The 22,666-nt window shown below is 36.6% G+C and carries 20 protein-coding genes; 6 read left to right on the forward strand and 14 right to left on the reverse strand.

All coding sequences use genetic code 11. The annotated features are described in order from the left end of the window. Window positions 1–125 precede the first annotated feature (125 nt). The 10 genes from AC1Z3T_RS03240 to ybaK all read right to left on the reverse strand — a co-directional run bounded on the left by AC1Z3T_RS03240 (window position 126) and on the right by ybaK (window position 12,071). Entirely contained in the window at window positions 126–2,381 is a 2,256-nt protein-coding gene (locus AC1Z3T_RS03240) for a TonB-dependent receptor (protein ID WP_100885300.1), read from the reverse strand. A 3-nt stretch (window positions 2,382–2,384) separates the two neighbouring features. Next, the gene (locus tag AC1Z3T_RS03245) at window positions 2,385–3,647 is read right to left on the reverse strand and encodes an MFS transporter (protein WP_004830622.1); all 1,263 of its coding nucleotides are present in this window, start codon (window positions 3,645–3,647) and stop codon (window positions 2,385–2,387) included. Beyond that, window positions 3,635–4,015 carry a hypothetical protein gene (locus AC1Z3T_RS03250; protein ID WP_004830621.1) on the reverse strand — a complete coding sequence of 127 codons (381 nt, stop codon included), beginning with the start codon at window positions 4,013–4,015 and terminating at the stop codon, window positions 3,635–3,637. Before AC1Z3T_RS03250 ends, AC1Z3T_RS03245 begins: the two co-directional genes overlap by 13 nt. Next, window positions 4,012–4,665 (reverse strand): GNAT family N-acetyltransferase, encoded by a 654-nt coding sequence (locus AC1Z3T_RS03255; RefSeq protein ID WP_100885301.1) that lies wholly within the window; start codon window positions 4,663–4,665, stop codon window positions 4,012–4,014. The genes AC1Z3T_RS03250 and AC1Z3T_RS03255 overlap by 4 nt, the downstream gene beginning before the upstream one ends. A gap of 54 nt (window positions 4,666–4,719) precedes the next feature. Continuing rightward, on the reverse strand, window positions 4,720–6,561 hold the full coding sequence (locus AC1Z3T_RS03260) for an IucA/IucC family protein (RefSeq protein WP_100885302.1): 1,842 nt from the start codon (window positions 6,559–6,561) through the stop codon (window positions 4,720–4,722). Then, complete coding sequence (locus tag AC1Z3T_RS03265; RefSeq protein ID WP_100885303.1) at window positions 6,558–8,027, reverse strand: lysine N(6)-hydroxylase/L-ornithine N(5)-oxygenase family protein; 1,470 nt, start codon at window positions 8,025–8,027, stop codon at window positions 6,558–6,560. The genes AC1Z3T_RS03260 and AC1Z3T_RS03265 overlap by 4 nt, the downstream gene beginning before the upstream one ends. Continuing rightward, on the reverse strand, window positions 8,020–9,807 hold the full coding sequence (locus tag AC1Z3T_RS03270; protein ID WP_151713178.1) for an IucA/IucC family protein: 1,788 nt from the start codon (window positions 9,805–9,807) through the stop codon (window positions 8,020–8,022). The genes AC1Z3T_RS03265 and AC1Z3T_RS03270 overlap by 8 nt, the downstream gene beginning before the upstream one ends. A gap of 334 nt (window positions 9,808–10,141) precedes the next feature. Beyond that, the gene (locus AC1Z3T_RS03275; RefSeq protein ID WP_100885305.1) at window positions 10,142–10,564 is read right to left on the reverse strand and encodes an energy transducer TonB family protein; all 423 of its coding nucleotides are present in this window, start codon (window positions 10,562–10,564) and stop codon (window positions 10,142–10,144) included. A gap of 196 nt (window positions 10,565–10,760) precedes the next feature. Next, window positions 10,761–11,282: a DUF4189 domain-containing protein gene (locus tag AC1Z3T_RS03280; protein ID WP_373867682.1), complete on the reverse strand. Its 522-nt coding sequence runs from the start codon at window positions 11,280–11,282 to the stop codon at window positions 10,761–10,763. A gap of 321 nt (window positions 11,283–11,603) precedes the next feature. Continuing rightward, on the reverse strand, window positions 11,604–12,071 hold the full coding sequence (gene ybaK / locus AC1Z3T_RS03285; protein WP_004830613.1) for a Cys-tRNA(Pro) deacylase: 468 nt from the start codon (window positions 12,069–12,071) through the stop codon (window positions 11,604–11,606). Window positions 12,072–12,230: 159 nt separating this feature from the next. Between ybaK and AC1Z3T_RS03290 the strand changes: the two genes are divergently transcribed. The 6 genes from AC1Z3T_RS03290 (at window position 12,231) to AC1Z3T_RS03315 (ending at window position 18,982) form a co-directional block, all read left to right on the forward strand. Continuing rightward, window positions 12,231–12,866: a CDP-alcohol phosphatidyltransferase family protein gene (locus AC1Z3T_RS03290; RefSeq protein WP_004830612.1), complete on the forward strand. Its 636-nt coding sequence runs from the start codon at window positions 12,231–12,233 to the stop codon at window positions 12,864–12,866. Between the two features lie 29 nt (window positions 12,867–12,895). After that, window positions 12,896–14,644 carry a bifunctional alpha/beta hydrolase/class I SAM-dependent methyltransferase gene (locus AC1Z3T_RS03295; RefSeq protein WP_100885306.1) on the forward strand — a complete coding sequence of 583 codons (1,749 nt, stop codon included), beginning with the start codon at window positions 12,896–12,898 and terminating at the stop codon, window positions 14,642–14,644. A gap of 545 nt (window positions 14,645–15,189) precedes the next feature. Beyond that, window positions 15,190–16,545 (forward strand): phosphatase PAP2/dual specificity phosphatase family protein, encoded by a 1,356-nt coding sequence (locus AC1Z3T_RS03300; RefSeq protein WP_085944243.1) that lies wholly within the window; start codon window positions 15,190–15,192, stop codon window positions 16,543–16,545. Beyond that, a complete protein-coding gene (locus tag AC1Z3T_RS03305) occupies window positions 16,542–16,970 on the forward strand; it encodes a hypothetical protein (RefSeq protein ID WP_005031764.1) in 429 nt (142 codons plus the stop codon). The genes AC1Z3T_RS03300 and AC1Z3T_RS03305 overlap by 4 nt, the downstream gene beginning before the upstream one ends. A gap of 384 nt (window positions 16,971–17,354) precedes the next feature. After that, window positions 17,355–18,041: a lysophospholipid acyltransferase family protein gene (locus tag AC1Z3T_RS03310; protein ID WP_046760757.1), complete on the forward strand. Its 687-nt coding sequence runs from the start codon at window positions 17,355–17,357 to the stop codon at window positions 18,039–18,041. Beyond that, complete coding sequence (locus tag AC1Z3T_RS03315; RefSeq protein WP_004830605.1) at window positions 18,038–18,982, forward strand: phosphatidate cytidylyltransferase; 945 nt, start codon at window positions 18,038–18,040, stop codon at window positions 18,980–18,982. Before AC1Z3T_RS03310 ends, AC1Z3T_RS03315 begins: the two co-directional genes overlap by 4 nt. A gap of 167 nt (window positions 18,983–19,149) precedes the next feature. Here the strand turns inward: AC1Z3T_RS03315 and AC1Z3T_RS03320 are convergent, their stop codons facing one another. The 4 genes from AC1Z3T_RS03320 to AC1Z3T_RS03335 all read right to left on the reverse strand — a co-directional run bounded on the left by AC1Z3T_RS03320 (window position 19,150) and on the right by AC1Z3T_RS03335 (window position 22,658). After that, window positions 19,150–19,671 carry a hypothetical protein gene (locus AC1Z3T_RS03320; RefSeq protein ID WP_228153590.1) on the reverse strand — a complete coding sequence of 174 codons (522 nt, stop codon included), beginning with the start codon at window positions 19,669–19,671 and terminating at the stop codon, window positions 19,150–19,152. Window positions 19,672–20,188: 517 nt separating this feature from the next. Then, window positions 20,189–21,010, reverse strand: coding sequence for a putative type VI secretion system effector (locus AC1Z3T_RS03325; RefSeq protein WP_100885308.1), 822 nt, complete (start codon window positions 21,008–21,010; stop codon window positions 20,189–20,191). Next, on the reverse strand, window positions 21,007–21,837 hold the full coding sequence (locus AC1Z3T_RS03330) for a putative type VI secretion system effector (RefSeq protein WP_100885309.1): 831 nt from the start codon (window positions 21,835–21,837) through the stop codon (window positions 21,007–21,009). Before AC1Z3T_RS03330 ends, AC1Z3T_RS03325 begins: the two co-directional genes overlap by 4 nt. Beyond that, window positions 21,834–22,658, reverse strand: a complete 825-nt coding sequence (locus AC1Z3T_RS03335) for a putative type VI secretion system effector (protein WP_100885310.1) — start codon at window positions 22,656–22,658, stop codon at window positions 21,834–21,836. The genes AC1Z3T_RS03330 and AC1Z3T_RS03335 overlap by 4 nt, the downstream gene beginning before the upstream one ends. Window positions 22,659–22,666 lie beyond the last annotated feature (8 nt).

The raw sequence follows: 22,666 nt of genomic DNA on the forward strand, positions 1-22,666 counted from the left end.
ACCTTATTCAAATATCAAGTGAGCAGATAATCAAATACATTATGCAATTGAGACGCATTTCCATATTGATCAAATTAAAAAGCCTCTTTTACGTGATTGATTGGCAAAAGAGGCTAAAGGTTTAATTAATATTTCACGCTATAGCTTAGACCATAGGTACGACCTTGTGCTGGTAAGCTTGAGATTGCACCATAAACAGTTGAAACAGCTTGGCTATATACTGATTTATAATCTGTATTCCAGACATTATACACACCAAATCCAAGTGTCCCAGGTCCAACTTTGGCATTAGTAATCACATCCATCGTTGTAAATCCCTTAATCTCAGCGGGTGGACGAGTTGAGCCACTGTCGATCGCATCTTGACGCGCTTTGTCTGTCCCACCTATGGCTAAGGCTTGTACTCGCACACCAATGCCATCATCAAACTGCCAATCTGAATAAACCGTTCCTTTTAACGGTGCTATCCGTATAGCATCCAATTCTTGCCATTTACCTTGAGTATTCTTATATTGCCCAGTGGTATATGCTGCTGTTCCACCGACAGTCCAATTCGATGAAATTGGATAAGAGAGATTCGCTTCTGCACCATACACACGTTCATCCGTGTCAATAACCTCTATAGCATAATTCGGTGGTCCAAATTTCAGACTCTTGTCTGAATCATTATAAAACGCAGTAATACCTGCATTTAAACCTTTGGCACCTTGAATTCTCCAACCCAATTCATAGTTATTAACTTTAATTGGATCAATCGTTTGACTACTTACTACAAAGTTTGCAGGTACATCACGCAGCATACGTTGTATGTCTGGTAAATTTGAACCTTGTGAGAAATTGGCAAAAACTTGTTGTGCATCGGTCAGATGATAGACAGCCCCAATATTAAATAAAGTTGCATCATGTTTAACCGTTCCACCATTTAAGGTTTTTGCTTGATAAGTTGGCACTATATCAGCGACGACTGCTTCTGTGTAAGGTGTTGACGAATCAACATCACTTTCAACGCGCTCATATCTTATGCCCGCTTGTAAATCAATACGGTCGGTAATATCCAATTGGCTTTGCGCAAAAAAACCGAGCTTACTGGTTTCTACATCTGGACCGAATTGATAGCGCTTAAGCGGTTTAAAGGATAAACCATTACTTCCCATAAATGTGGCTAAATCATAACGTTGCATATCCTGACGGTCTTGCTCATTTTCATAATCTATCCCATAGGTCAGACCTAACTTACGACCTTGTAAATTAAAATCTTTTTGTAAAGCAAGTCGAGCGCCCCAAACATCAATATCTGTATCAGATTGATAGACTAAATAAGTGCTACCTGGCGTTGGTAATGCAGTATGAGCAATTGGATTCGCTGCTGGATACCAACGGGCTTGTTCATTACGATAATAGGCTTCAGCATTTAAAATCTGCGTAAAGAAGTCATCATTTTGGTATTGGGTATTAAAACTATAGCGTTTGGTTCTTGGCTGATCATCGAGCTGTAATCCTTTAACGGCTTTTTGGCTCGGTTGTGCACCAAATAAGACCGCAAGTCCTGGACCATAGTCTGGTCCATAATCACTGTCTTGTTCATCGTTATAATATTGACCACCAAAACTGAGACTTTGACCATCGGCAATTTTCCAAGTCAAACGTCCATTCACATCGATGGTTTCAGTATCTTGACGATCCGTCTGCGCAACTTCAGGTCCGACTCGATCGCCATGACTGTCTTGGATTTCACCACGTTTAGCATAGCCAATACCGAGTGTTCCTTTTAGAGCGTCTTGATTGAATGAAATGCTTTGTGATGCTTCATAAGCCATTGCATCACTTTTAAAGTTGTTGCCAGACGTGACACCGACTTTAGTTTCAAAACTTAAAGGTTCTTCGCCACCATTTTTTGTAATGATATTGATGATTCCACCTGTTGCGCCAGAGCCATAAATACTACTTGCGCCAGAAACTACCTCAATTCGCTCAATCATAGATGGGCTAATGCTATTGAGTTGTCGTGAACCATCGCGATAACCTGTTTGAGGTACACCATCAATCATGTATTGGACCACACGCCCACGCATCGTCATACCATAGTTTGATGTTGTACCCGTATTCGGCGTTAAAGACGGTACCAACAAGCCTAAAATATCTGCAGTGCTTTTACCCGCATTTGCCTGTTTTTCGATTTCAGCATGATTAATGCTATACACTGTTCCAGCGATTTCGGAAATACTTTTTGCAGAGCGTGTGGCAGTTACAACGATGGGTGCCAAGCTTTTCACTTCTGATACGGTATTGTCATTATTATTCGCAGGCTCTTGCGCATAAAGTTGAGTACATACAGCTAAACTTAAACAGGTCAGTTGTATATGTATTGATTTTTTTCTCATGAGTTATCCTTCCATAATCTTTGATTTTGGATTTATTTGCGATTTTGAAATAATGAGATGTGATAAAATTACACTCACTACAGATGCTACGGCCAGTACAATATAAAAATTGCCATAACCTAATGATTTGGCCAGAAAACCTGAGCCTGCCCCACCAATGAAATAGACCAACAATTCAAAACACACCAGAATTGTAAAATCAGTTCCTGCTTGTTCTTTTGAGCTATTTTGCATGAAGTATGCATAAAGCGAAGTCATTGCAATATAACGAATTGCAAGAAACGCAATGACAAAAATTCCCAATAATAAATGCCACTGGTTTAACCAACCGAGCAAAATAGCAAGTCCCAATAATCCGTAGATTAAAGTTCGTAGCCAGCCCGCCCAAACCAGTAACTGTGTTGCCTTTATTTTTTTCAATAAGAGTGCTGCTGAAACCGCAGCTAACAACCCCACACCTGCACCCACTACAGACATCAATACTCCAATCTGTGACAGTGACCAGTGTTGATCAATGAGCATTGGGTTAAGCATTGCCATTGCAGGTGCTTCGACAAAGCGATAGCAGACAATTAATAATAAAGCCCAACGAATTTCTGGTCGTTTAAATGCGCGAATCAGGCTTGGAGGATTTTGCGCAATATGTTGTTCTTTGGGTTTTTCTTTGATTTGAAACACAGCCAGCATGGTTAAAGCTGTCATCACCGCTAAACACGTTAATGCTGTTTGCCAACCATGATATTGATAGAGCCACAATGTCGCCGCACCACCAATCATACTCCCGATGGCAACACCAATACTCTGCGCCATACTGCCAAAACGATAATCTTGTTCAGAGAAAGCTTCAACAGTATAGCCGTCTATGGCAATATCTTGCGTTGCTGCAAATGTTGAAATCCATAGTCCAATCACGACAAACACAGCCAAACCATATGAAAACTGGGTAAATGCCAGTGCCAATACGCCCAGTACCAAAGCAATTTGCGTAAACAGCAACCAGGTTTTTCGTTTTCCTAATTTTTTAACATATATTCGATCAATCAACGGCGCCCAAAAAAACTTAAACGCCCATGGAATATATAACAGTGACAACATTCCAATCCAGCGTAAATCAACCCCTTGATGCCTTAAAATTGCAGGCAGTGCCACATTGTAAAAATACAAAGGCAAAGCATGTGCTAAATACAGAACAATCACAACACTCAAGCTTAATATTGAAATCTGCTGTGTCATTGATGTATTTTTTGAATTATCTATGTTCTGCATATCCACCTCTGCACCGCCCACTGCAGTGCATCACAACGATCCAACGTGACGTAATAAGGAACACGCCAAGCCACATGTAAAGCTGGTGAATTCAGGCGTTGTTGATCTGCATCATCAAGCGCAATCCGCACCAATCCCACACAATATTTAAAAAATTTGACTTTATTTTTTTTATACCAAGCGGCTTGAACTTGGCGATATTCCTCTGGGAAAGTCGTACCATCTAGACTTTGCATCACCAGTGCAAAATTTTGTTGATGATGCAAAAAGTTTTCAACTTCTGCGAGCCACTGCTCAAATTCAGCAATTGATACATCTTTTGAAAACGTCATATCCATAATTTGAATATGTGTAGACTGGTAACTCATATGGAGGGTTCAACTCGCTCTGTTTGGTTGGGAAATTTCTTTTGCGCAAGATATTGCTGGGACTGCGTAAGAAAATCACCAAATTTTTGATAAAAGGTCTCTTTAAAACAATAATACAGCATGGCATCTTTTTCAGGCATTGGAATTATACCCTGAGCTTCATAGCACATGTCTTCGACCACTGCTGCATAAGGTTTGACTTTAGAGTCAGGTTCACCCACGATTTTCAGAGATGCTGCATTTTCAAAAATATAAAAGCTTAATAAACGCATGACCGCTCTTAAATAACCTTTACCAAATGCTGATTTTTCACCAAAAAGTAGATGCCAACCTAAATCTAATTCATGTCCCGAATAATAACGCCCCAATCTATCACGTTTTCCTTCATAAATTTCGGTATAACCTACATCTTGCCCGTCTACACCAACAATTAACAAACGATGGTGGTCGTCAGCCAATTGTTTTTCAAAATATACTTTGAGTTCAACTTCAGACTTATTCAATTGCCACTGTGGAATTACATGCGGTTCATGCATCCACTTATGTAACAGTGCCATATCATCAGGATATTTCACTTGGCGCAGATAAAATTGTGTACCATTCTCATAGTATTCATAAAAATCAGGTAATTGGCTTGATAGTGTTTTCATTAATGTCACCTTGATAAAATTCATTAATTCAATATTTAAGATTCATTTTCAATGCTATACAGACAGACTTGCTGAATGCTTTTGTGTTAAATGCTGTCGTTGCGATTGTTGATCTGCCCACTGTTGTAATGTGGTTGGACTGACAGGATTGGCAATTAAATCTAAAAAGACAGGAACAGGACGCTCGGCTTCATCGTTATAACTGGTGGTAAATAAACGCACCCGATTTAAGCAGATCTTGTCATATTGGCTTCTAAACATTGCAAATTTTTCAATACGTGCTGAAAGCTCAGGGTGTTGTTGATGAAATTCAGCAATCACATCCGAAATTGTTTGCCAAAACTCCACTTCGTTATGTGTTGGAAAATCTTGTAGGAATACATTACTGATATAACGGTAATGCACCATGAACAAACCTGTAAAAATAAAGTGACTGAGCTCCAAAGCCGAATGGCGAAGTAAAATTTTTCCTTCTTCTGGAAGTTCTGAAAGCTCAGGGAAGTCTTCATCTACCAGATTAATATCATCAATAAAGTCTTTCAGTACCATGGCTTTGGGTACACCATTTTCGTGAATTAGCATGGTATTTTCACCATGTGGAGAAAATGCAAGACCATATTTATACAAGCAGATCAGTAAGGGTTTTAAACTGACTGTTGCGAATTGTTTTAACCATGCCAAAGGTGTTAGACCTGATGCTTGAACAAGCACATCTAGAACAGATCTGCCTTGAATATCACGATGTAATAACGCAGCTTGGGAGAGTACTTGCTGATGATCTGCGACATAAGGATCGATACTTTCACGCCACAAACAGCCAAATAACTCCTTGAATTGATAAGGTGCACCTTCGATTTGGTCATAACAAGGCTGCTGAATGGTTAGCGTCGCAACTTCACCTAGAAAAACCACGCCAGATTTTTGTAAATCTGCATCTTGTTTGAGTAAATTTTTTAGCCAAGCCGTCACAGCTGGCGCAGCTAAATTTCGTTTTGATGGTAATCCTCGATAAACTGCTGTATTAAAAATACTTACTGGTAGTTTAATGTAATGACGTTGTGTGTTTGATGTGTTGCATAATGTCCGAATAGATTGCATTGGTACATAATCATCTTGACCGATATCAAGCTCTACAATCCGCTGATGGACAATTTCGTTGCTGTAAGTCGGTACAATCCATTGGTGCCATTGCCAAGCATGTACAGGGATTAAATAATAATCCTCTGCATTCAAAGCATGGCTTTGCATTGTTTCACGAAATTTATTCAGTTCCTCAGCATCAAACTCATACAGATAAAGGTCACCTGCTTGCCATTCAGGTGTTGAACGAAATTCAGCCAAATCACGATGTACAGCTAGCCAGAGTAATTTGACTTTAGGTGAGACTTCGGGTGCAGCACTGAGGTAGTCGTCATAACCAAATCCCATACGCCCCTTGCTCATAATAAGCCATGGGTGTCCACGTAACATCCCTTCAATCTTATGGTGTGATTCAGTGAGTACCGCTGTACTATTTAAGCGATTTTCATCAAAGACATGCGCTTCTGCCAACCACGTATTATTCATTTCTTTGATCAAATAAGCTTTGGTAAAGGGCTTTACTTCGGCTTGATTAGAAAATGCTGCAATAAATTGATGCAGATTCCAAGCCGCTTGGGTGGAATCTGCATTCAAATCACGTACTGAGCCTTCTTCAATCAACCAATGTCCTAACAAATATTGTTTGGCATTAAACTGATAACGGCGGTCATCCAGCGTCAACTGAAATAAATCACCGCCTAAGTTTTCAGCCTGAATAATTTCCTCATATAAAAATTCAGCAATTGCCATTTCGATCAGGCGTTGTCCTGCACTCCGCCACTGCTTTTGATTAATTTGTAACTGTGCAAAACTCATATGCTTTTCTCAATATTTGAATATCTTTGTGGGTTTTGTTTATGCTGAGAACTTTGCGACAAAGTTGCTGATGTCATTTTCAGATTTTTTGCCGAATGCTCAATTTCATTAGACGGTCTATATGACTGTACTGCTGGATTTTTCTGAATCGCTTGTACTTGTGGATTTTGCAAAGGATCAAAGTGCTGGAAACATTGCGACTGTTCAGGTAGGTCATATAAGGCATAACCCAATAGCTGATTAGCAATCGTTGCCGCACGATATGCACCCAAGCCCAAGTCTGGTGTACCTACACCATGACTATGCATTTCCATATTTTGTACATAGATTTCGCCAATACCTGTATATGCAGTACGATAATCAACTGTAATATCCCAATGTCCCTGTGCATTGGTTTGAATATGTGGTTTAACATGCTTGAGAAATTCAAACTCTGGACTTATATAGCCTGTCGCGCAGACAACATAATCACTGTCAATACTGAACTGATTTAAGCTGACACGATCCTGAAAAATCAGTTTGATTTTCCCTTTATCTGTCAGCGCAGCATCAATTAAATTCGATTGGCTATGCAAATGTGTCGCAAGTTGTTGATTGGCAATATTTCGATGGTAAAACTTTTTATAAATTTCTCGAATGGTCTGAGCACTAATACCTTTATAAAGATAGGCTTGCTTCGCTAACTGCACATCCTTATTTAAATCATCAAATTTATAAAAATGCTGAATATAATCTGGACTAAAGTGTTCCAATCCTAAAGGCGTATATTCCATCGGGAAAAAGCCATTGGCACGTGTTAACCAGTTTAAGTTAAACTGTGGTTTAGACACTTGATCAAATTGATACTGTCGATCAAATAAATCTAAAAAGATTTCAGCTGCTGACTGACCCGAGCCTAAAACTACCACATTGCCTTGCAAATCTTGCGTTGAATGTTTCAGATAGTCTGCTGAATGCTTGCAACGTTCAGGATACGCTTGCATAAACTTACGCACACATTGTGGTACATAAGGAACATTCCCAGCACCCAATACAAGATTTCGACAATTGTAGCGTTGCTGAATACCATCTTGGTGCACAGACACTTCAAAACCATAGCTTTTCGGGATGATATCCGTCACTGTAGACAGATACTGAATACATTCAAGCTGATCAGCAACCCATTGACAATAATGGTTATATTCCTTACGCGGAATATGTGGCTGCTCAAGAAAATAAAACTTATATAACCTTTGCTGATCTTTTAAATAATTGAGAAAACTAAACGGACTGGTTGGATCTACCATAGAGACCAAATCTGCCATAAATGGAACTTGCAATAAGGTATTCGGCAACTGCATACCTGCATGCCAATCAAACTGTTCCTTTTTTTCAAAAAAGAGATATTGCAAATCAGATTTTTTGTGTAACAGACTGGCTAAACTTAAATTAAATGGACCTAAACCAACAGCAATAAAATCAAGCATAGATCGCATCCTTCTGTTTAAGACACAAAGGATTCGGCAATTGAACATAAACTGATTGCTGTTCAACAGGTGCAATCAACTCATCTAATTCATATAAACGCGTCAGCAAGTTACCTTTATACGGCAACGTAGGCTGATATAACAAAGCATGTAATAAAGTGCTTTCAGGATACTGTTGCAGCAAATCAGATAACTTATCCTGCAAGACATGTATGAGTCTTTGCTCTGAAATACTGCCAGTCGCGCCAATTGCATTAATAATGCCGAAAATAGTATTGCCAAAGAAATAGTAGCTAAATCTTTCATCTACAAAAGACTTAGGGCCAACAGCATGTGCTTTTTCATCAAGTTCAGGAAACTCTTTTAATATTTCAGTAGCATATTCTTCGATATAGTAAAAACCTTGATTATCCCTTAACCATAAATTTTTAGGATAGGCATTTTCTAACTCAACCAAGACATTCTGTTGATGGGATTCAAATGCCATGCCGTAACGATGATAGAGATACATCATCGGCACTAAACTGATTTCCAAGAATTGCTTAAACCAATTCAATGCGATTTGTTCAATATTGTGCTGTGGTTCAGCTTGGGCAATGTCTTCAAATAAATGATCAAAACGATTTAAATCCTTTTCAGGATGATCCTGACACAAGGATGCAATACAGGTAACCTGCTGCTTTTTATCAAAAGGTTGATCTCTAAAAATACAAATGGTTTCATCGACAATGTTGCCATCAAGCCTTAGAGCAGTCCAAGCGGGATCGTTCACTGCTTTGAGTGTAGGACAATGTTGAACAATTGACTGCCCCATCTGCCCATGCCATAAACGATGCGTCATTTCACCACGATGACATTCTTTGGCTAAATTAATTCGAATTGAGTTGGTGATCATCACCGATAATGAAGGCTTAACCATCCACGGCGCAGCATAACTTGCTAAGGTTCTTACTGAAGTGGTTGCTGAAAATTGCCAAGCTTTTTCGCCAAAATCGATTAACTTATGTTTAGCTTTTAATTCTTTATACCAGTCTTTACTTTGTAAATATCGTGCTTGCCAAGGATGCAAAGGCAATAACTTATAATTTGAATAGGTATTTAGCAAAGTGATTTCAGCTTCATTTAAATACCAATGTATCTCTTGCCTAAGTTGTGAAGTGATATCCTCTGCACACGAAGCATTACTCTCAGCGACATATTCTGGTGCAACCAACCAGTAATACAACTGAGTTTTACCTTGATGTTCAGGAGAAAATTTCAACCAGTCTTCATGGATAAATCCCAACCTACTTTTTGGCGCAGGATGCATACTATGTCCAAGAATTAATGCTTGTTCTGATTGAATGAAGTCCTGTTTTGCCTGAATTAAACGATCAAAATCAGGCTGTCGATGTGTTAAAAACTGAAGCAATGCATCTCGACTTTGAATCCACTTTTCGACCAGTGATGCGCAATCCAGTGTTTGTGAAGCATTTTGTACCAACTCTTCTAACAGCAAGCTGACCATCGCAATTGCGCTAAACTGTTGTATTTGTCCTTTAGTGAAGACTTGTGGAAGTCTGGCAATTCTGTGTCTGCCAACAAAACTACTATATGACAATGGAACAAATAATTGAGACTGAATTGATTCCAAAGGAATTATTAACAACGTCAAGCCTTGGCTAAACGTGAGTTGAGTAGAATTTTGTTGATATTTTTCAAGTAAAATTCCACTGCCTGTTTCTTGTGAGTATGCATTGATTAGGTGCTGCATCGCCAAACGGCTGGCAAGCTCTTTCATCTGACCATATCCTCTGTACAAGACTTTTTACTGCACTAAAAAGTTCTAAATTTAATTTATGTTTTTTCTTGGATCATGCTGTCATGCTCAGCACAAATCGATCTTAATGTTAATAATTCTCATTTAAGAATGCAATTTTGTATTTTTCATGTATTAGGATAGTTAACTTGATGATTTTATGAATTTTTATCATACATCGTATTTTTTTCGATCATTAATATCTTAAAATTTTCAATTGTAATAAATGATAATATTCTCATTTAGGATTGAGAGATTTCATGAAAATTTTCATCAAATTGCATTATTTGTATAGTTTCTTGTTCAATATCACAAATTAATTTAAAAAGTAGAAAGAAGAAATGAATCGAAATGGAAAATGTGTATTGGGTTTAAAATTATAAGCCATCTTGGCTTTTTTTGCGGCACTCAATATTTCTTCAGTTTTAAAATCAGCTAGATTGGCATTCAAGATTTGAGCATCAATAACATCACCTTTCTCATTGACCCAAAATTCAAGCTCCACAAAATAATTTGTTTGTTTCGCTGTTTGGTGAACATATTCAGCATCCTCAGGACTAAATTGAGGGCTGACAGGTACAATCCATTCGGGCTGAATTCTCGGAGTAAAGAATTCATCTTTATCTACGACCATACCATTTTTCCCCATAATGAGTCGATTGATGAAGTTATATGCATAAGCGGACTGTAAGGACAAAATTACCGTAAAAAAAACCAAAACTGTTATTTTATTTTTCATAAGATTGACCTTGTATTTTGATTTGGAAATCATACAGTTAATGATTAATATTATCTGAACTATCTTTCACGGAAATGATGATATAAAAATATGGACCATTTAGAAAAAGATATGATTGATTAAAATTTAAAGAAAACCTGAATTCACAAAATCCTATAACTTCATCTATCGTTTTGTTTAATCTTAGCGATATCATTTACAAGCTGCATCCAGAATAAATAATACGGCAGGATTGTTGGTTAGCTAAAGAACAAAACATTAGTGCAGCTTCTTTCGCCTTATCCTCTGAAACATTATATTTAATTTCAGATTTTTGACCGCCATTGATTGGATCAGCCACCGCAACACAACCATTTTTATAAGTATGGGATACCTCACACTTCTGTACAGCATGTTGCTGACATGCTGTTAATGCATCAGCTTGTGCTGCATCTTTCGATGTATGGTTTTTTGAGAAACCAACTGAACGTCCCTTTAATTCTCTGCCTTTTTCTTCTGCAATCGCTCCCCATAAGTTTTCAGCCATAGGATACAATGTTGGATTTTGATTATAATTTCCACTACCTCCGTTAGGAATCGGCGCGCAACCTTGAACACCTTGCCCACCGATTGGATAATATCCTGATGGACAATTGCCTTCTGCATAAACATTGGTAATTGCTAAAAAAATAATAAGACCAGCAAAAATAGGAAATTTAAAAATCTGATGACTAGTCATGATCACTTTATCTATTCCTTTATGAAAATAATCTCTAGTAAAAAATTATTCATCTTTAATTTTATCAATTTGTCATTGATTCATCATAAATCAAAAAAAATATTAGCAGCACATCAAGCTACAAGAATCATGTAATTTTTTATATTTATTCATGTTAGTTCTATTTTAACGATGAATATAAATCGACCTAAAAAACTTGCTTTTCCTTTAGATAGAAGAAAGTTTGAACTGATGGCTATTCTGCTTGTTCAAAAAGGAGGTTTCAGAAAATAATTAAAAATTTCATGAATAACATTTTTTTAATTCTTCGCTAAAGAAAGCTTAGATATCCAAAACATCTACAAAATTTGCACCCAAAACCTGTGCCAAATCTTGTGGCTTCACGCCAATATCCAGACCTCGTTTTCCACCACTGACATAAATTTTTACTAATGACGCTGCACTTGCATCTATGACGGTTTTTAAACGTTTTTTCTGACCAACAGGACTAATGCCACCGACTAAATAGCCAGTTAAACGCTCAGCATCTTTAGGATCTGCCATATGCAATTTTTTACAGCCAAAAGCACTTGCCACTTTCTTCAAATTCAGTTGATGATTCACTGGAACAACAGCGACAAAATAATTTTTATCATCAGTCACCATTAGTGTTTTAAACACTTCTTCAACGTTTAAGCCTAGTTTTTCCGCCGCTTCTAAGCCAAAACTCTTGGCGTTCACATCATGTTCATATTCATGGATAGAAAATTCAATTTTATTTGATTTTAAAACTTTACAAGCAGGTGTCATATGATCAACAAGATATGGAAATTAAAAAGATATTGAAATTATAGGACGATTGTTAAAATTTTTAAATTCGTTTTCAACATTCGTCGCTTAAAATTATCGCTTGTAAAATCTTGAACAACCTGATTAAAATTACCACAAAGACTTTATTTTAATAGAACAATGCCATCTATCTATCAATTAAAACCAGCCTTTCAAAACTTACTCCGCCCCTTAGTACAATGGCTTTTTAAGCGAGGTGTAACTGCCAATCAAGTGACACTTTTTGCGATGTTTATTTCATTGGCTTTAAGCATTTTTTTATACTTATATTATTTGAATCATCCTGTGAATTGGTGGTTGTTATTGTTTCCGTTGTGGATGCTGATTCGAATGGCTTTTAATGCAATTGATGGCATGTTGGCACGAGAATTTAATCAACAATCCAATTTAGGTGCTTTTTACAATGAATTAAGTGATGTTATTGCAGATACAGCACTCTATGTCTGTCTAATTGCTTTTGCTTTTATCCATGCAAAATTACTGTTATTGGTGGCTTTCCTTGCTATTTTAAGTGAGTATACAGGTGTCATGGCACCTCTGATCGGTCAACAACGTCGTTATGATGGTCCTATGGGAAAAAGTGACCGTGCATTTTGGTTTGGCTTAATGACTGTGGTCATTGTATTTTTTCCACTGCTCAGTACAAATTTACAACTACTCAGTTTAATCTGTAATGGCATACTCAGCCTTATGGGTGTGTTACTGGCTTTAACAATCTATAACCGAATTAAAAATAGTTTAAAAACAGCTTCATAAAATAGTTTCATCTTTCAGGGTAAATTGCTATGTATAACAATAGTCACCACACCTTCACCAGTCACGATGGCACAGCATTGTTCTATCAACACTGGGCGACACAAGCACCATCGGAAACAAAAAAAGCCATTATCTTATTTCATCGTGGTCATGAACATTCTGGACGTATGGCACATTTAGTTGAGGAACTTAATCTTCCAGATTTTGATTTCTTTGCATGGGATGCCCGAGGTCATGGCGACTCTCCAGGTGAACGTGGAGATGCCCCAAGCTTTTCTGCTTGTGTTAAAGATATTCAATACTTTGTTCAGCATATTCAGCAAAACTATGCCATTGACCCAGAGAATATTGCAGTTGTTGCACAAAGTGTGGGCGCAGTACTTGCAGCCACATGGGTGCACGACTATGCTCCTAAAATTCGTGCTTTGTGCTTAGCATCGCCAGCATTTGACATTAAGCTGTATGTCCCCTTTGCTGAACCAAGTTTAAGGATCATGGCAAAGCTACGTGGCAACTTCTTTATTCAAAGTTATGTCAAAGCCAAAATGCTGACTCATGATGAAGATCGAGCGCAAAGCTACGATACTGACCCGAAGATTGCCAAAGCGATTTCGGTAAGAATGTTACTCGGGCTTTATGATGCCTCAAAACGCATTGTTGCTGACTCACAAAATATTTTTGTACCAACACAAGTATTATGCTCAGGCTCAGATTTTGTGGTTTTCCAAAAACCACAACGTGAGTTTTATCAAAAGCTTCCGCATCCGAAAAAAGAATTACACATTTTAGATGGTTTCTTTCACGATACATTAGGTGAAAAAGACCGACATATTGCAACGGAGAAAATACGTCGCTTTATTCAACAATGTTTTGCGACTGCTTATCAGGCACCTGATGTTTTAAATGCCGATAAAATTGGTCCAAGCTGCGCAATTGCAGAAGATCTCAGCTCACCATTACCGGCTAAATCAATCAAAAATGCATTTTGGGAAGTCACCAAAAAGAACTTAAAAATAGGTAGTCATTTATCTCAAGGTTTAAAAATTGGTGAAGATACGGGTTATGACTCAGGCAGTACTTTAGATTTTGTTTATCGTAATCAAACCGAAAGTAGCAACCCGATTGGTAAAATTATTGATCGTCAATATCTCAATGCAATTGGTTGGCGTGGTATCCGAGTACGCAAACAAAATATCGAATCTTTACTGCAAAAGTACGCTGATATTCTGATTAAAAAGCGTAAACCACTTCGAATTATGGATATTGCATCAGGTCATGGGCGCTATATTTTAGATGCGGTTGCTCAATTGCCTAAACAGCCTGAGTCAATTCTGCTCCGTGACTATAGTGACATTAATGTAGCTGCTGGACAGAAAATGATTGCTGAACGTGGCTTAACGGATATTGCAGAATTTGTTCAAGCAGATGCTTTTGATACTCAATCTCTGGCATCGGTAAAACCAAAACCATCACTCGCTGTGGTATCTGGTTTATATGAGTTATTTAGTGATAATGATTTATTGCGTCAGTCACTCGATGGGTTAAGCAAAGCTGTTCTAAAAGATGGTTACTTGATTTATACAGGTCAAATCTGGCACCCACAACAAGAGTTTATTGCTCGTGCGCTCACTTCACATCGTCAAGGTGATGCATGGGTGATGCGTTTACGTTCACAGGCTGAAATGGATGCACTTGTTGAAGCTGCTGGCTTTAAAAAAGTCGATCAGTGCATTGATGAGTTTGGAATATTTACCGTTTCAGTCGCACAGAAACTTTGACACCATCAAATCAAGTTAGGATTCAATAGAATGTGCAGGGATGCTCACTTAACTTAAATGAGTTAAAGAATATGTACACACTTGAAGATATGAGGAAATTACCTCTTTGGCCTAAGAATCAATTTCGTTTGAATTATGATGTGGACTTAGATGGTGATAACTATGAATGGCGTGAGTGTGTAGCACATATTATAAATATTTTACAAAGATTTTATTCTGTTGAGATCGTTTACGAACCACCTTTTGAACCTTACGAAGATTTTGTCGAGCTAACATATTCAATTAGTAATGAAAAAATAATAATCGGAAATGATTTTTTATTTTCCATGATTTGGATTGAAGCAGATACAGTCGAATTAGCTTTAGAAATTCAAAATATACTTTCTCAAGAGAATAATCGTCCGAAGGATAGACTTTTAAAATCAAATCATTCGATTACTCAAATGAATGTTCTCGCAAGTTCTGAATCATACATCAATGACCAAAAAATTGTTTCTGATCATTCTAATCACCTCCAACACAATCAATTTAATAAAAATTTTATGATCAACCATCTCATCAAAGAATCAGGAACCTGGAAATGGGGCTTGCTTTGCTTGGTTCTCCTTGCACCTTTCTTTTTCCTTACTTATGGCTTTGCAAATCAATACGCATCGGGGTTAACGGATGTTCCAAGTATTGTTTTTGACTGGGAAAAAAATATTCCGCTCTGGCCTTGGACTATTGTCCCTTACTGGTCAATTGACCTGTTTTATGGTCTGTCTCTGTTACTGTGCTGGAACAAATTTGAACTGAAACAACAGGCGCTCAGATTGTTTTTAGCACAAGTGATTTCGATCAGTTGCTTTTTATTGTTCCCGTTAAAATTTAGTTTTGAACGCCCTGCCTTAGATGGTTTTTTTGGACTATGGTTTGATGTGCTGATGGGTTTTGACAAGCCTTTTAACCAAGCACCTTCTTTGCATATTGTTCTTTTAGTGATTCTTTGGGATTTTTATCGTAGACATGTACAAGGTTTATGGAAATACTTGGTGGACTTTTGGAGTGCGTTGATCGGACTGTCCATCCTTACGACATGGCAACATCACTTTATTGACCTTCCTACAGGAATTTTAGTCGGTGCTTTGTGTTTGTGGTTATTCCCAATAACCGTTAAATCACCATTTAGAAAAGATGGCTTACAACAGCTAACGGCAAAACATTTAAAACTAGGCAGTTACTACCTGTGTGGTGCTGTAATTTTCCTAATCTTAGCCTATGAGTTAAACCCTTGGGGATTATGGCTAATCTACCCAGCGGTCAGCTTATTTATCGTTGCCCATAGCTATAGTTTTGTACGTCCTCATTTTTTCCAAAAGCAAACCAATGGAAAAATGACCGTCGCTGCACAGATTTTACTTGCACCGTACCTTATTTTCGCGTGGCTCAATAGCCGAATTTGGACTAAAAAACATCCTGAAGATTCATTGGTCATTGACTCAGAGCATAGAAAAATCTTTATTGGGCGTATCCCCACTCAAAAAGACAGCGAAAAATATACCGCAGTATTTGACTGTGTTGCAGAATTACCCTTAAACAGTGGATCTGAATATCAACAGTACCCAAGTCTTGATTTGATTCCTTTGCAAGCCAATCAACTTGAGTATGCGGTAAATCAATTCAATCTCTTACTCACCAAAATTGATGGCACGCCATCGCAAAACATTCTCATCTGTTGTGCCCTTGGATATTCAAGAAGTAGCGCACTACTCAGCGCTTGGTTAATGCAACAAAACCAAGACAGCACTGTTGAAGAAGTCGTTGAAATCATCCGCAAGGCACGTCCGTGGGTGGTGTTAAAAGCACCACAAATTGAAGAGCTTGAAATTTATCAACTCAAATTAAAAGGCTTGGCGCCATGAAAATGAAATTTTTCATCGTTGCCAAGCTTTTATCTGCAACTGGTGGTTTGCTACTTTCTGGCTATGTTGCATTTGCTTTATCTATTTTTGCGATCCTATTTAAAGGTTGGCAGACCATAGAGCTTTGGATATTCATTGTCATTACATTATTGCTCATGGCTGTTCATCATTACCTTTCATTCCGTGTCAAATTTGATGCGGAATTGATTGAAATGCTGGCGATCCAATCTAGAGCTGATAGCATTGAACATCTTACTCAGCAATTCGATCAAAGCTTACTTGAAATGAAACTTCTTCCGCAAAATAAAGTCGGTCGAGATTGGACACTGCGTTTTGCTGGCTGTTTTCGCTTAATCAAGCTGCAAATTGCCTTAGTATTGATACAGTATCTGGTTTTAATTATTTTAATTTATCGAATCATTTAAGTGAACATTTGAGTCAGAATATAGATGGTAGTTAGTTTTTCTTTCTTTAACTTCGACCAAAGCAAAGTCATGAAAATCGCTGTATTTGAAGGACTAAGATAATGAAATTGCTTCAAGTTAGGCTATGATTTAAAAAGTAATAATGATAAATTAATATTGTGATATAAATGATTTTTACTATTTATTCAAAAGCGTTAATTTAAAATCGATCATGTGGGGCTGTTGAATTCAATATTATTCTGCTCTTTTTTAAAGCAGAAATTTAAGTTTTCATCATTTCAATATCATATGAACAGTACAAAAAAGATTAAATATCAATTGGCTTAAACAATGAATCAGTTACCCGAACAGCGTCCTGAACAAGATCAAAAAATAGAAAATAATATGCCTGCACTCAACAAAATGCAGAGCTTAGAGACACCTCGCGGAAATTTTGCTTCAAGCTCAGTTGCTCGTTTTATTGCATTTTTGACCCGACGTGGCGCACGTCTGATCACAGGCGCACGTAGTTTGTGGATTGGTTGTCAGCCTGAAATGAAACAAAGAATCTACTACGCCAATCATAACAGTCATATCGACTTTATTTTATTGTGGTCTTCACTGCCAAAATTAATGCGTCGCAAGACCAAACCCGTTGCAGCATCAGATTATTGGCTGAAAGATGGTTTTCGTCAATTTTTGATTAAAGATACTTTTAATGGGGTCACTATTCAACGTAACCGTGAGGATGGTTCTGATCCATTACAGCCTGTAAAAGATGCACTTGCACAAGGATACTCGATTATCTTCTTTCCTGAAGGCACACGTAATTTAGATGATGATGTTGAGTTACTGCCATTTAAAAGTGGTCTGTATAACCTACATAAGCAATTTCCAGAAATCGAAATCGTTCCAGTTTGGATTTCAAACTTAAGACGTGTCATGCCTAAAGGTTCATTTATTCCTTTACCTTTGTTATCTACAGTATGTTTTGGTTGCCCTTTAGAACAACATTTAGAGATGGATAAGACGACTTTTATCGACTATGCCCAAAAACAACTATTGCAATTAAAAGAGGTTGAAAATCAATGATTGTTGATAATCTACATAAAACCTATCTTTTATTTGGTATTTTTGCTGGTATTTTGGTTTTTGCATCCTCAGTCGGATTTATTCTTAAACAAAAAGCTGGACATCAGCCTGCACCAGTCATTGATAATTTAAATGCGAGAATTAATGCTTGGTGGGTGATGTTAATTGTCATTGGTGCAGCAATTCTGCTTGGTCAAACTGCATTTATTATCTTATTTGGCATTATTTCACTTTTTGCATTGCGTGAATTTACCAGTCTATTGCCGACACGGCGTGGTGATTACTTTCCACTGTTGATTGCGTTTTATTTTGTAATTCCATATCAATACTATTTAATCGCTATCGACTGGTATGGCTTATATTCTATTTTTATTCCATTGTATGTGTTTTTACTGATTCCGATTGCCAGTTTAAAACAAGAAGACACCAAACATTTTCTTGAACGTAGTTCAAAAATTCAATGGGGTTTGATGGTCTGTGTTTTCTGTATTTCTCATGTTCCTGCACTACTCAATTTAAAATTACACGGTTTTAAGGGTGAACCGATTTGGCTGGCAATCTGGTTAATTATGGTTGTGCAGGCTTCAGATGTTTTGCAATATGTGTGCGGAAAGCTTTTTGGCAAACACAAGGTTGCCCCTGTTTTATCTCCGTCTAAAACTGTCGAGGGTTTACTTGGTGGTATCGTCCTAGCCACAGCTTTAGGTGTTGCTATGGCATGGTTAACTCCGTTTAGTTATTTACAGGCAGCATTTATTGGTCTTGTGGTGTGTATTTTTGGTTTCTTTGGCGGTTTGGTTATGTCTGCAATCAAACGTGATCGTGGCGTTAAAGATTGGGGACAATTGATTCACGGTCATGGCGGTATGCTAGATCGTATTGATTCTATTTGTTTCTCAGCACCGATATTTTTCCATATTTTAAGATATTGGTGGAGTTAATCTGCCATTATCGGCTAATCTGTAACAAGTGAAGAGTAAAAGTTCAAATATTTTATATTAGGTCTTTTGCGAAAGTAGGTTTTTGCTCATTTGTGCTTGATGCGACAGCTTCTAAATCAAAAGCCATCCCTACTCGAATCTCAAACAATGCCAGAGGTCTATTACGTTTAAAATATTTGATCAAAAACTCTGAATCTGCTTTGGTTTGATATATATTTTATAAGTGTATTGGAAAAATCATCAAATGAATCAAAGATGACATCGACTTCTTCATATTCAGGTTCATAACCATACACAACCTTATTTTTATTTTTGCCTTCTAAACAAATTGCCAAATATGAGTAACCATTTTTAACTGACATCAAAAAGCAAAAATGATGATCCCAAAAATTATTAATTCGGTTAATTTCTACATCATTCATTGCTGCATCTAAGCTTTGTTGTCTAAGTTCTTCCCAATCGAACTCAGATTCTGTTTCACCTCTAATTTCGGCAATTGTAAAAAACCAAGCAACATCACTTGGATTGCTTATTGTTTTATAATTCATAAAAATTTCTTGTAACTCAATAGGTAAATGATCAAACCCAGGGATATTTTCATCTCCTTTGTAAGGTCTCTCTTCAATATTCCAGTTATTCTTCGTCAATACTTCTAATAATTTAATTCTCAAGACTAAATCCTTATTCATCTAAGACACTGTAACTACTACTCTTTGTATCTTTTAAATTGAGTTAAATTTTTACAAACTTCTAGTTGGTTTAAAGTGGATTGGCTTATTTCTGGGAAGTCACTTTGTTCTCCCGTCTTTAAATTAATTTCAGTATTCGTAGTTGCTAAATTTAAAATTGCTTTATCTTCAGTTTTATAAAAATCAACATCGAATATAGCATGACTTGTCTTAACAACTTTCTGCTTTTTATTATACAAATTATAAAAAACAACTTCATTATTTTGAGGGGAACTATTTTTGAATTTCTTAGGAATTCCCCAAACTACTAAATAACTATTATTACAATTAGTTTTGTATCCGTTAATTTCACCTAAATTTATTTTTTTATGTTCTTATCTTTCCGTACAATCAATTAGCTTGTATTTTCCAGTTTTACATTCAAACTTGTAGAAGCATAAGATACACAACTATAAAGGCATAGGCAGAATGTAGAAATATATTTAATCATCATATTAGCTTCATCTTTTTTATAATTTCATTTTTTCCCATATTTTTCTTCATCATATTTTTTTGCTAGGTCTAGACGATAAGTATATTGCTCCCAACGATCAGGATATTCGTCTCTTTTTATTTTATTCTTTATATTCATTGAGAAAACTGAGAAATCATTTAAATTTGCCATACTGGGTTTATTAAATCCGAGTTTTTTTAGTATTGCCTCTAACTCGATACTTTGACCATCAAAACTAGCACCTACTCGCCAACCAATAAATATAAAAGTAATTAAAATAATTAAAATTGTTAAAATCATATAGTTTTCTAATAAACTATTAAATGCACCCATAAATGAAACTATAATTATGCCTATTAATAATGCTCCTCCTCCCATTATACCAAATAATTTTATCCCAAAAATCCTATACCTCAATCGCCCTTTAACCACTTCTTGCCCAGTCCATATATAATTATTATTTTTATCAATAATAGCTGCTGCATAAGCATATTTATTTTGACCCGAAAGCGGTTCTGCAATCACTTTAACCAGATCTCCTTTTTTAAATATGACTACGGGGAAACAGCCTTTAAAATAATGCTTTTGATTACTTTTATCAGTAACTTCGATGGCAAAATCACTGACTTCAATCCCTTCATCACTGGCAGCGAAACTGGCTAAAGCGGCACTCCCAATTTGTCCGACTAATGCTGAACCCACAGCTATTGCACCTGTAGCCGTTTGCAAATTGGCATTTAGGTTTTGCATGGTTTCACTGGTCAATAAGTCTGTAACTTCACCTTCAACAATAAACAGCCGATCTGCCAATTCATCAATGATTTTGTCTGTTTTTTTTAAACTCATTTTTTTCCATATTTTTCTTCATCATATTTTTTTGCTAGGTCTAAACGATAAGTATATTGCTCCCAACGATCAGGATATTCATCCATATTTATTTTATTCTTTCTATTTACAGAAGAAACTGAAAAATCATTTAAACTTGCCATACTAGGTTTATTAAATCCTAATTTTTTTAATATTGCTTCTAATTCTATACTTTGACCATCAAAGCTAGCACCTACTCGCCAACCAATGAATATAAAAACTAATATAAATGAAAAAGAAATGATTTGAATACCAATATTATTAATTAACATTTGCTTTATTGAATTTGTTATAAAAAAATCAAAAAGCAAAGCAAAAATTACTACAATGATACTAATGGCTCCAAATAATTTCATTACAAAAACTCTATAGCGAATCCTTCCTTTAACAACCTCTTGCCCAGTCCATGTATAATTGTTCTGTTGATCAATAATTGCTGCTGCATAAGCATATTTACTTTGACCTGAAAGTGGTTCTGCAATGACTTTAACCATATCGCCTTTTTTAAATATCACGACAGGAAAACATCCTTTAAAGTAATGCTTTTGATTATTGTGATCCGTAATTTCTACAGCAAAATCACTCACCTCAATACCCTCATCACTGGCTGCAAAACTGGCTAAAGCAGCATTCCCAATTTGTCCAACTAGCGCTGAACCTACTGCTATTGCATCTGCACCAGTTTGCATATTGGCATTTAAGTTTTGCATCGTTTCACGAGTAAGCAAGTCTGTCACTTCACCCTCAACAATAAAAAGCCGATCTGCCAATTCATCAATGATTTTGTCTGTTTTTTTTAAACTCATTTTTTCCCATATTTTTCTTCATCATATTGCTTAGCTAAGTCTAAACGATAAGTATATTGCTCCCAACGATCAGGATATTCATTCATTTTTATCTTATTCTTTCTATTAACTGAAAAAACTGAGAAATCATTTAAACTTGCCATACTGGGCTTATTAAAATCCAATTTTTTTAATATTGCTTCTAACTCGATACTTTGACTATCAAAACTTGCACCTACTCTCCAACCAATAAATAAACAAACAAGTAAACAAGTGAACAGAGTACCTACTATAGTCGGATTAAGTATAAGTGAAATTCCATATTTACCAAATACTGCAAATAAAATAAAAACCATTATTGAAAACACCCCCCCCCCCACTCCCAACTTCATTCCAAAAATCCTATATCGAAGTCGTCCATTAAATACTTGTTGAGCAGTCCATATATAATTGTTTTTTTGATCAATAATAGCTGATGCATAAGCATATTTATTTTGTCCCGAAAGCGGTTCTGCAATCACTTTAACCAGATCTCCTTTTTTAAATATGACTACGGGGAAACAGCCTTTAAAGTAATGCTTTTGATTACTTTTTTCAGTAACTTCGATGGCAAAATCACTCACTTCTATACCTTCATCACTGGCAGCGAAACTGGCTAAAGCGGCACTCCCAATTTGTCCAACAAGCGCTGAACCCACCGCTATTGCACCTGTAGCCGTTTGCATATTCACATTTAAGTTTTGCATGGTTTCACTGGTCAGTAAGTCTGTGACTTCACCTTCAACAATAAACAGTCTTTCTGCTAATTCATCAATGATTCGATCTGTTTTTTTTAGACTCATATTAAAAC

The sequence above is a fragment of the Acinetobacter sp. B-6 genome (assembly GCF_056930735.1).

Coding starts and splice junctions, on each gene's coding strand:
- AC1Z3T_RS03240 (WP_100885300.1), bottom strand. CDS start 2,381: ATGAGAAAAAAATCAATACATATACAACTGACCTGTTTAAGTTTAGCT.
- AC1Z3T_RS03245 (WP_004830622.1), bottom strand. CDS start 3,647: ATGCAGAACATAGATAATTCAAAAAATACATCAATGACACAGCAGATT.
- AC1Z3T_RS03250 (WP_004830621.1), bottom strand. CDS start 4,015: ATGAGTTACCAGTCTACACATATTCAAATTATGGATATGACGTTTTCA.
- AC1Z3T_RS03255 (WP_100885301.1), bottom strand. CDS start 4,665: ATGAAAACACTATCAAGCCAATTACCTGATTTTTATGAATACTATGAG.
- AC1Z3T_RS03260 (WP_100885302.1), bottom strand. CDS start 6,561: ATGAGTTTTGCACAGTTACAAATTAATCAAAAGCAGTGGCGGAGTGCA.
- AC1Z3T_RS03265 (WP_100885303.1), bottom strand. CDS start 8,027: ATGCTTGATTTTATTGCTGTTGGTTTAGGTCCATTTAATTTAAGTTTA.
- AC1Z3T_RS03270 (WP_151713178.1), bottom strand. CDS start 9,807: ATGAAAGAGCTTGCCAGCCGTTTGGCGATGCAGCACCTAATCAATGCA.
- AC1Z3T_RS03275 (WP_100885305.1), bottom strand. CDS start 10,564: ATGAAAAATAAAATAACAGTTTTGGTTTTTTTTACGGTAATTTTGTCC.
- AC1Z3T_RS03280 (WP_373867682.1), bottom strand. CDS start 11,282: ATGACTAGTCATCAGATTTTTAAATTTCCTATTTTTGCTGGTCTTATT.
- ybaK (WP_004830613.1), bottom strand. CDS start 12,071: ATGACACCTGCTTGTAAAGTTTTAAAATCAAATAAAATTGAATTTTCT.
- AC1Z3T_RS03290 (WP_004830612.1), top strand. CDS start 12,231: ATGCCATCTATCTATCAATTAAAACCAGCCTTTCAAAACTTACTCCGC.
- AC1Z3T_RS03295 (WP_100885306.1), top strand. CDS start 12,896: ATGTATAACAATAGTCACCACACCTTCACCAGTCACGATGGCACAGCA.
- AC1Z3T_RS03305 (WP_005031764.1), top strand. CDS start 16,542: ATGAAAATGAAATTTTTCATCGTTGCCAAGCTTTTATCTGCAACTGGT.
- AC1Z3T_RS03310 (WP_046760757.1), top strand. CDS start 17,355: ATGCCTGCACTCAACAAAATGCAGAGCTTAGAGACACCTCGCGGAAAT.
- AC1Z3T_RS03315 (WP_004830605.1), top strand. CDS start 18,038: ATGATTGTTGATAATCTACATAAAACCTATCTTTTATTTGGTATTTTT.
- AC1Z3T_RS03320 (WP_228153590.1), bottom strand. CDS start 19,671: ATGAATAAGGATTTAGTCTTGAGAATTAAATTATTAGAAGTATTGACG.
- AC1Z3T_RS03325 (WP_100885308.1), bottom strand. CDS start 21,010: ATGAGTTTAAAAAAAACAGACAAAATCATTGATGAATTGGCAGATCGG.
- AC1Z3T_RS03330 (WP_100885309.1), bottom strand. CDS start 21,837: ATGAGTTTAAAAAAAACAGACAAAATCATTGATGAATTGGCAGATCGG.
- AC1Z3T_RS03335 (WP_100885310.1), bottom strand. CDS start 22,658: ATGAGTCTAAAAAAAACAGATCGAATCATTGATGAATTAGCAGAAAGA.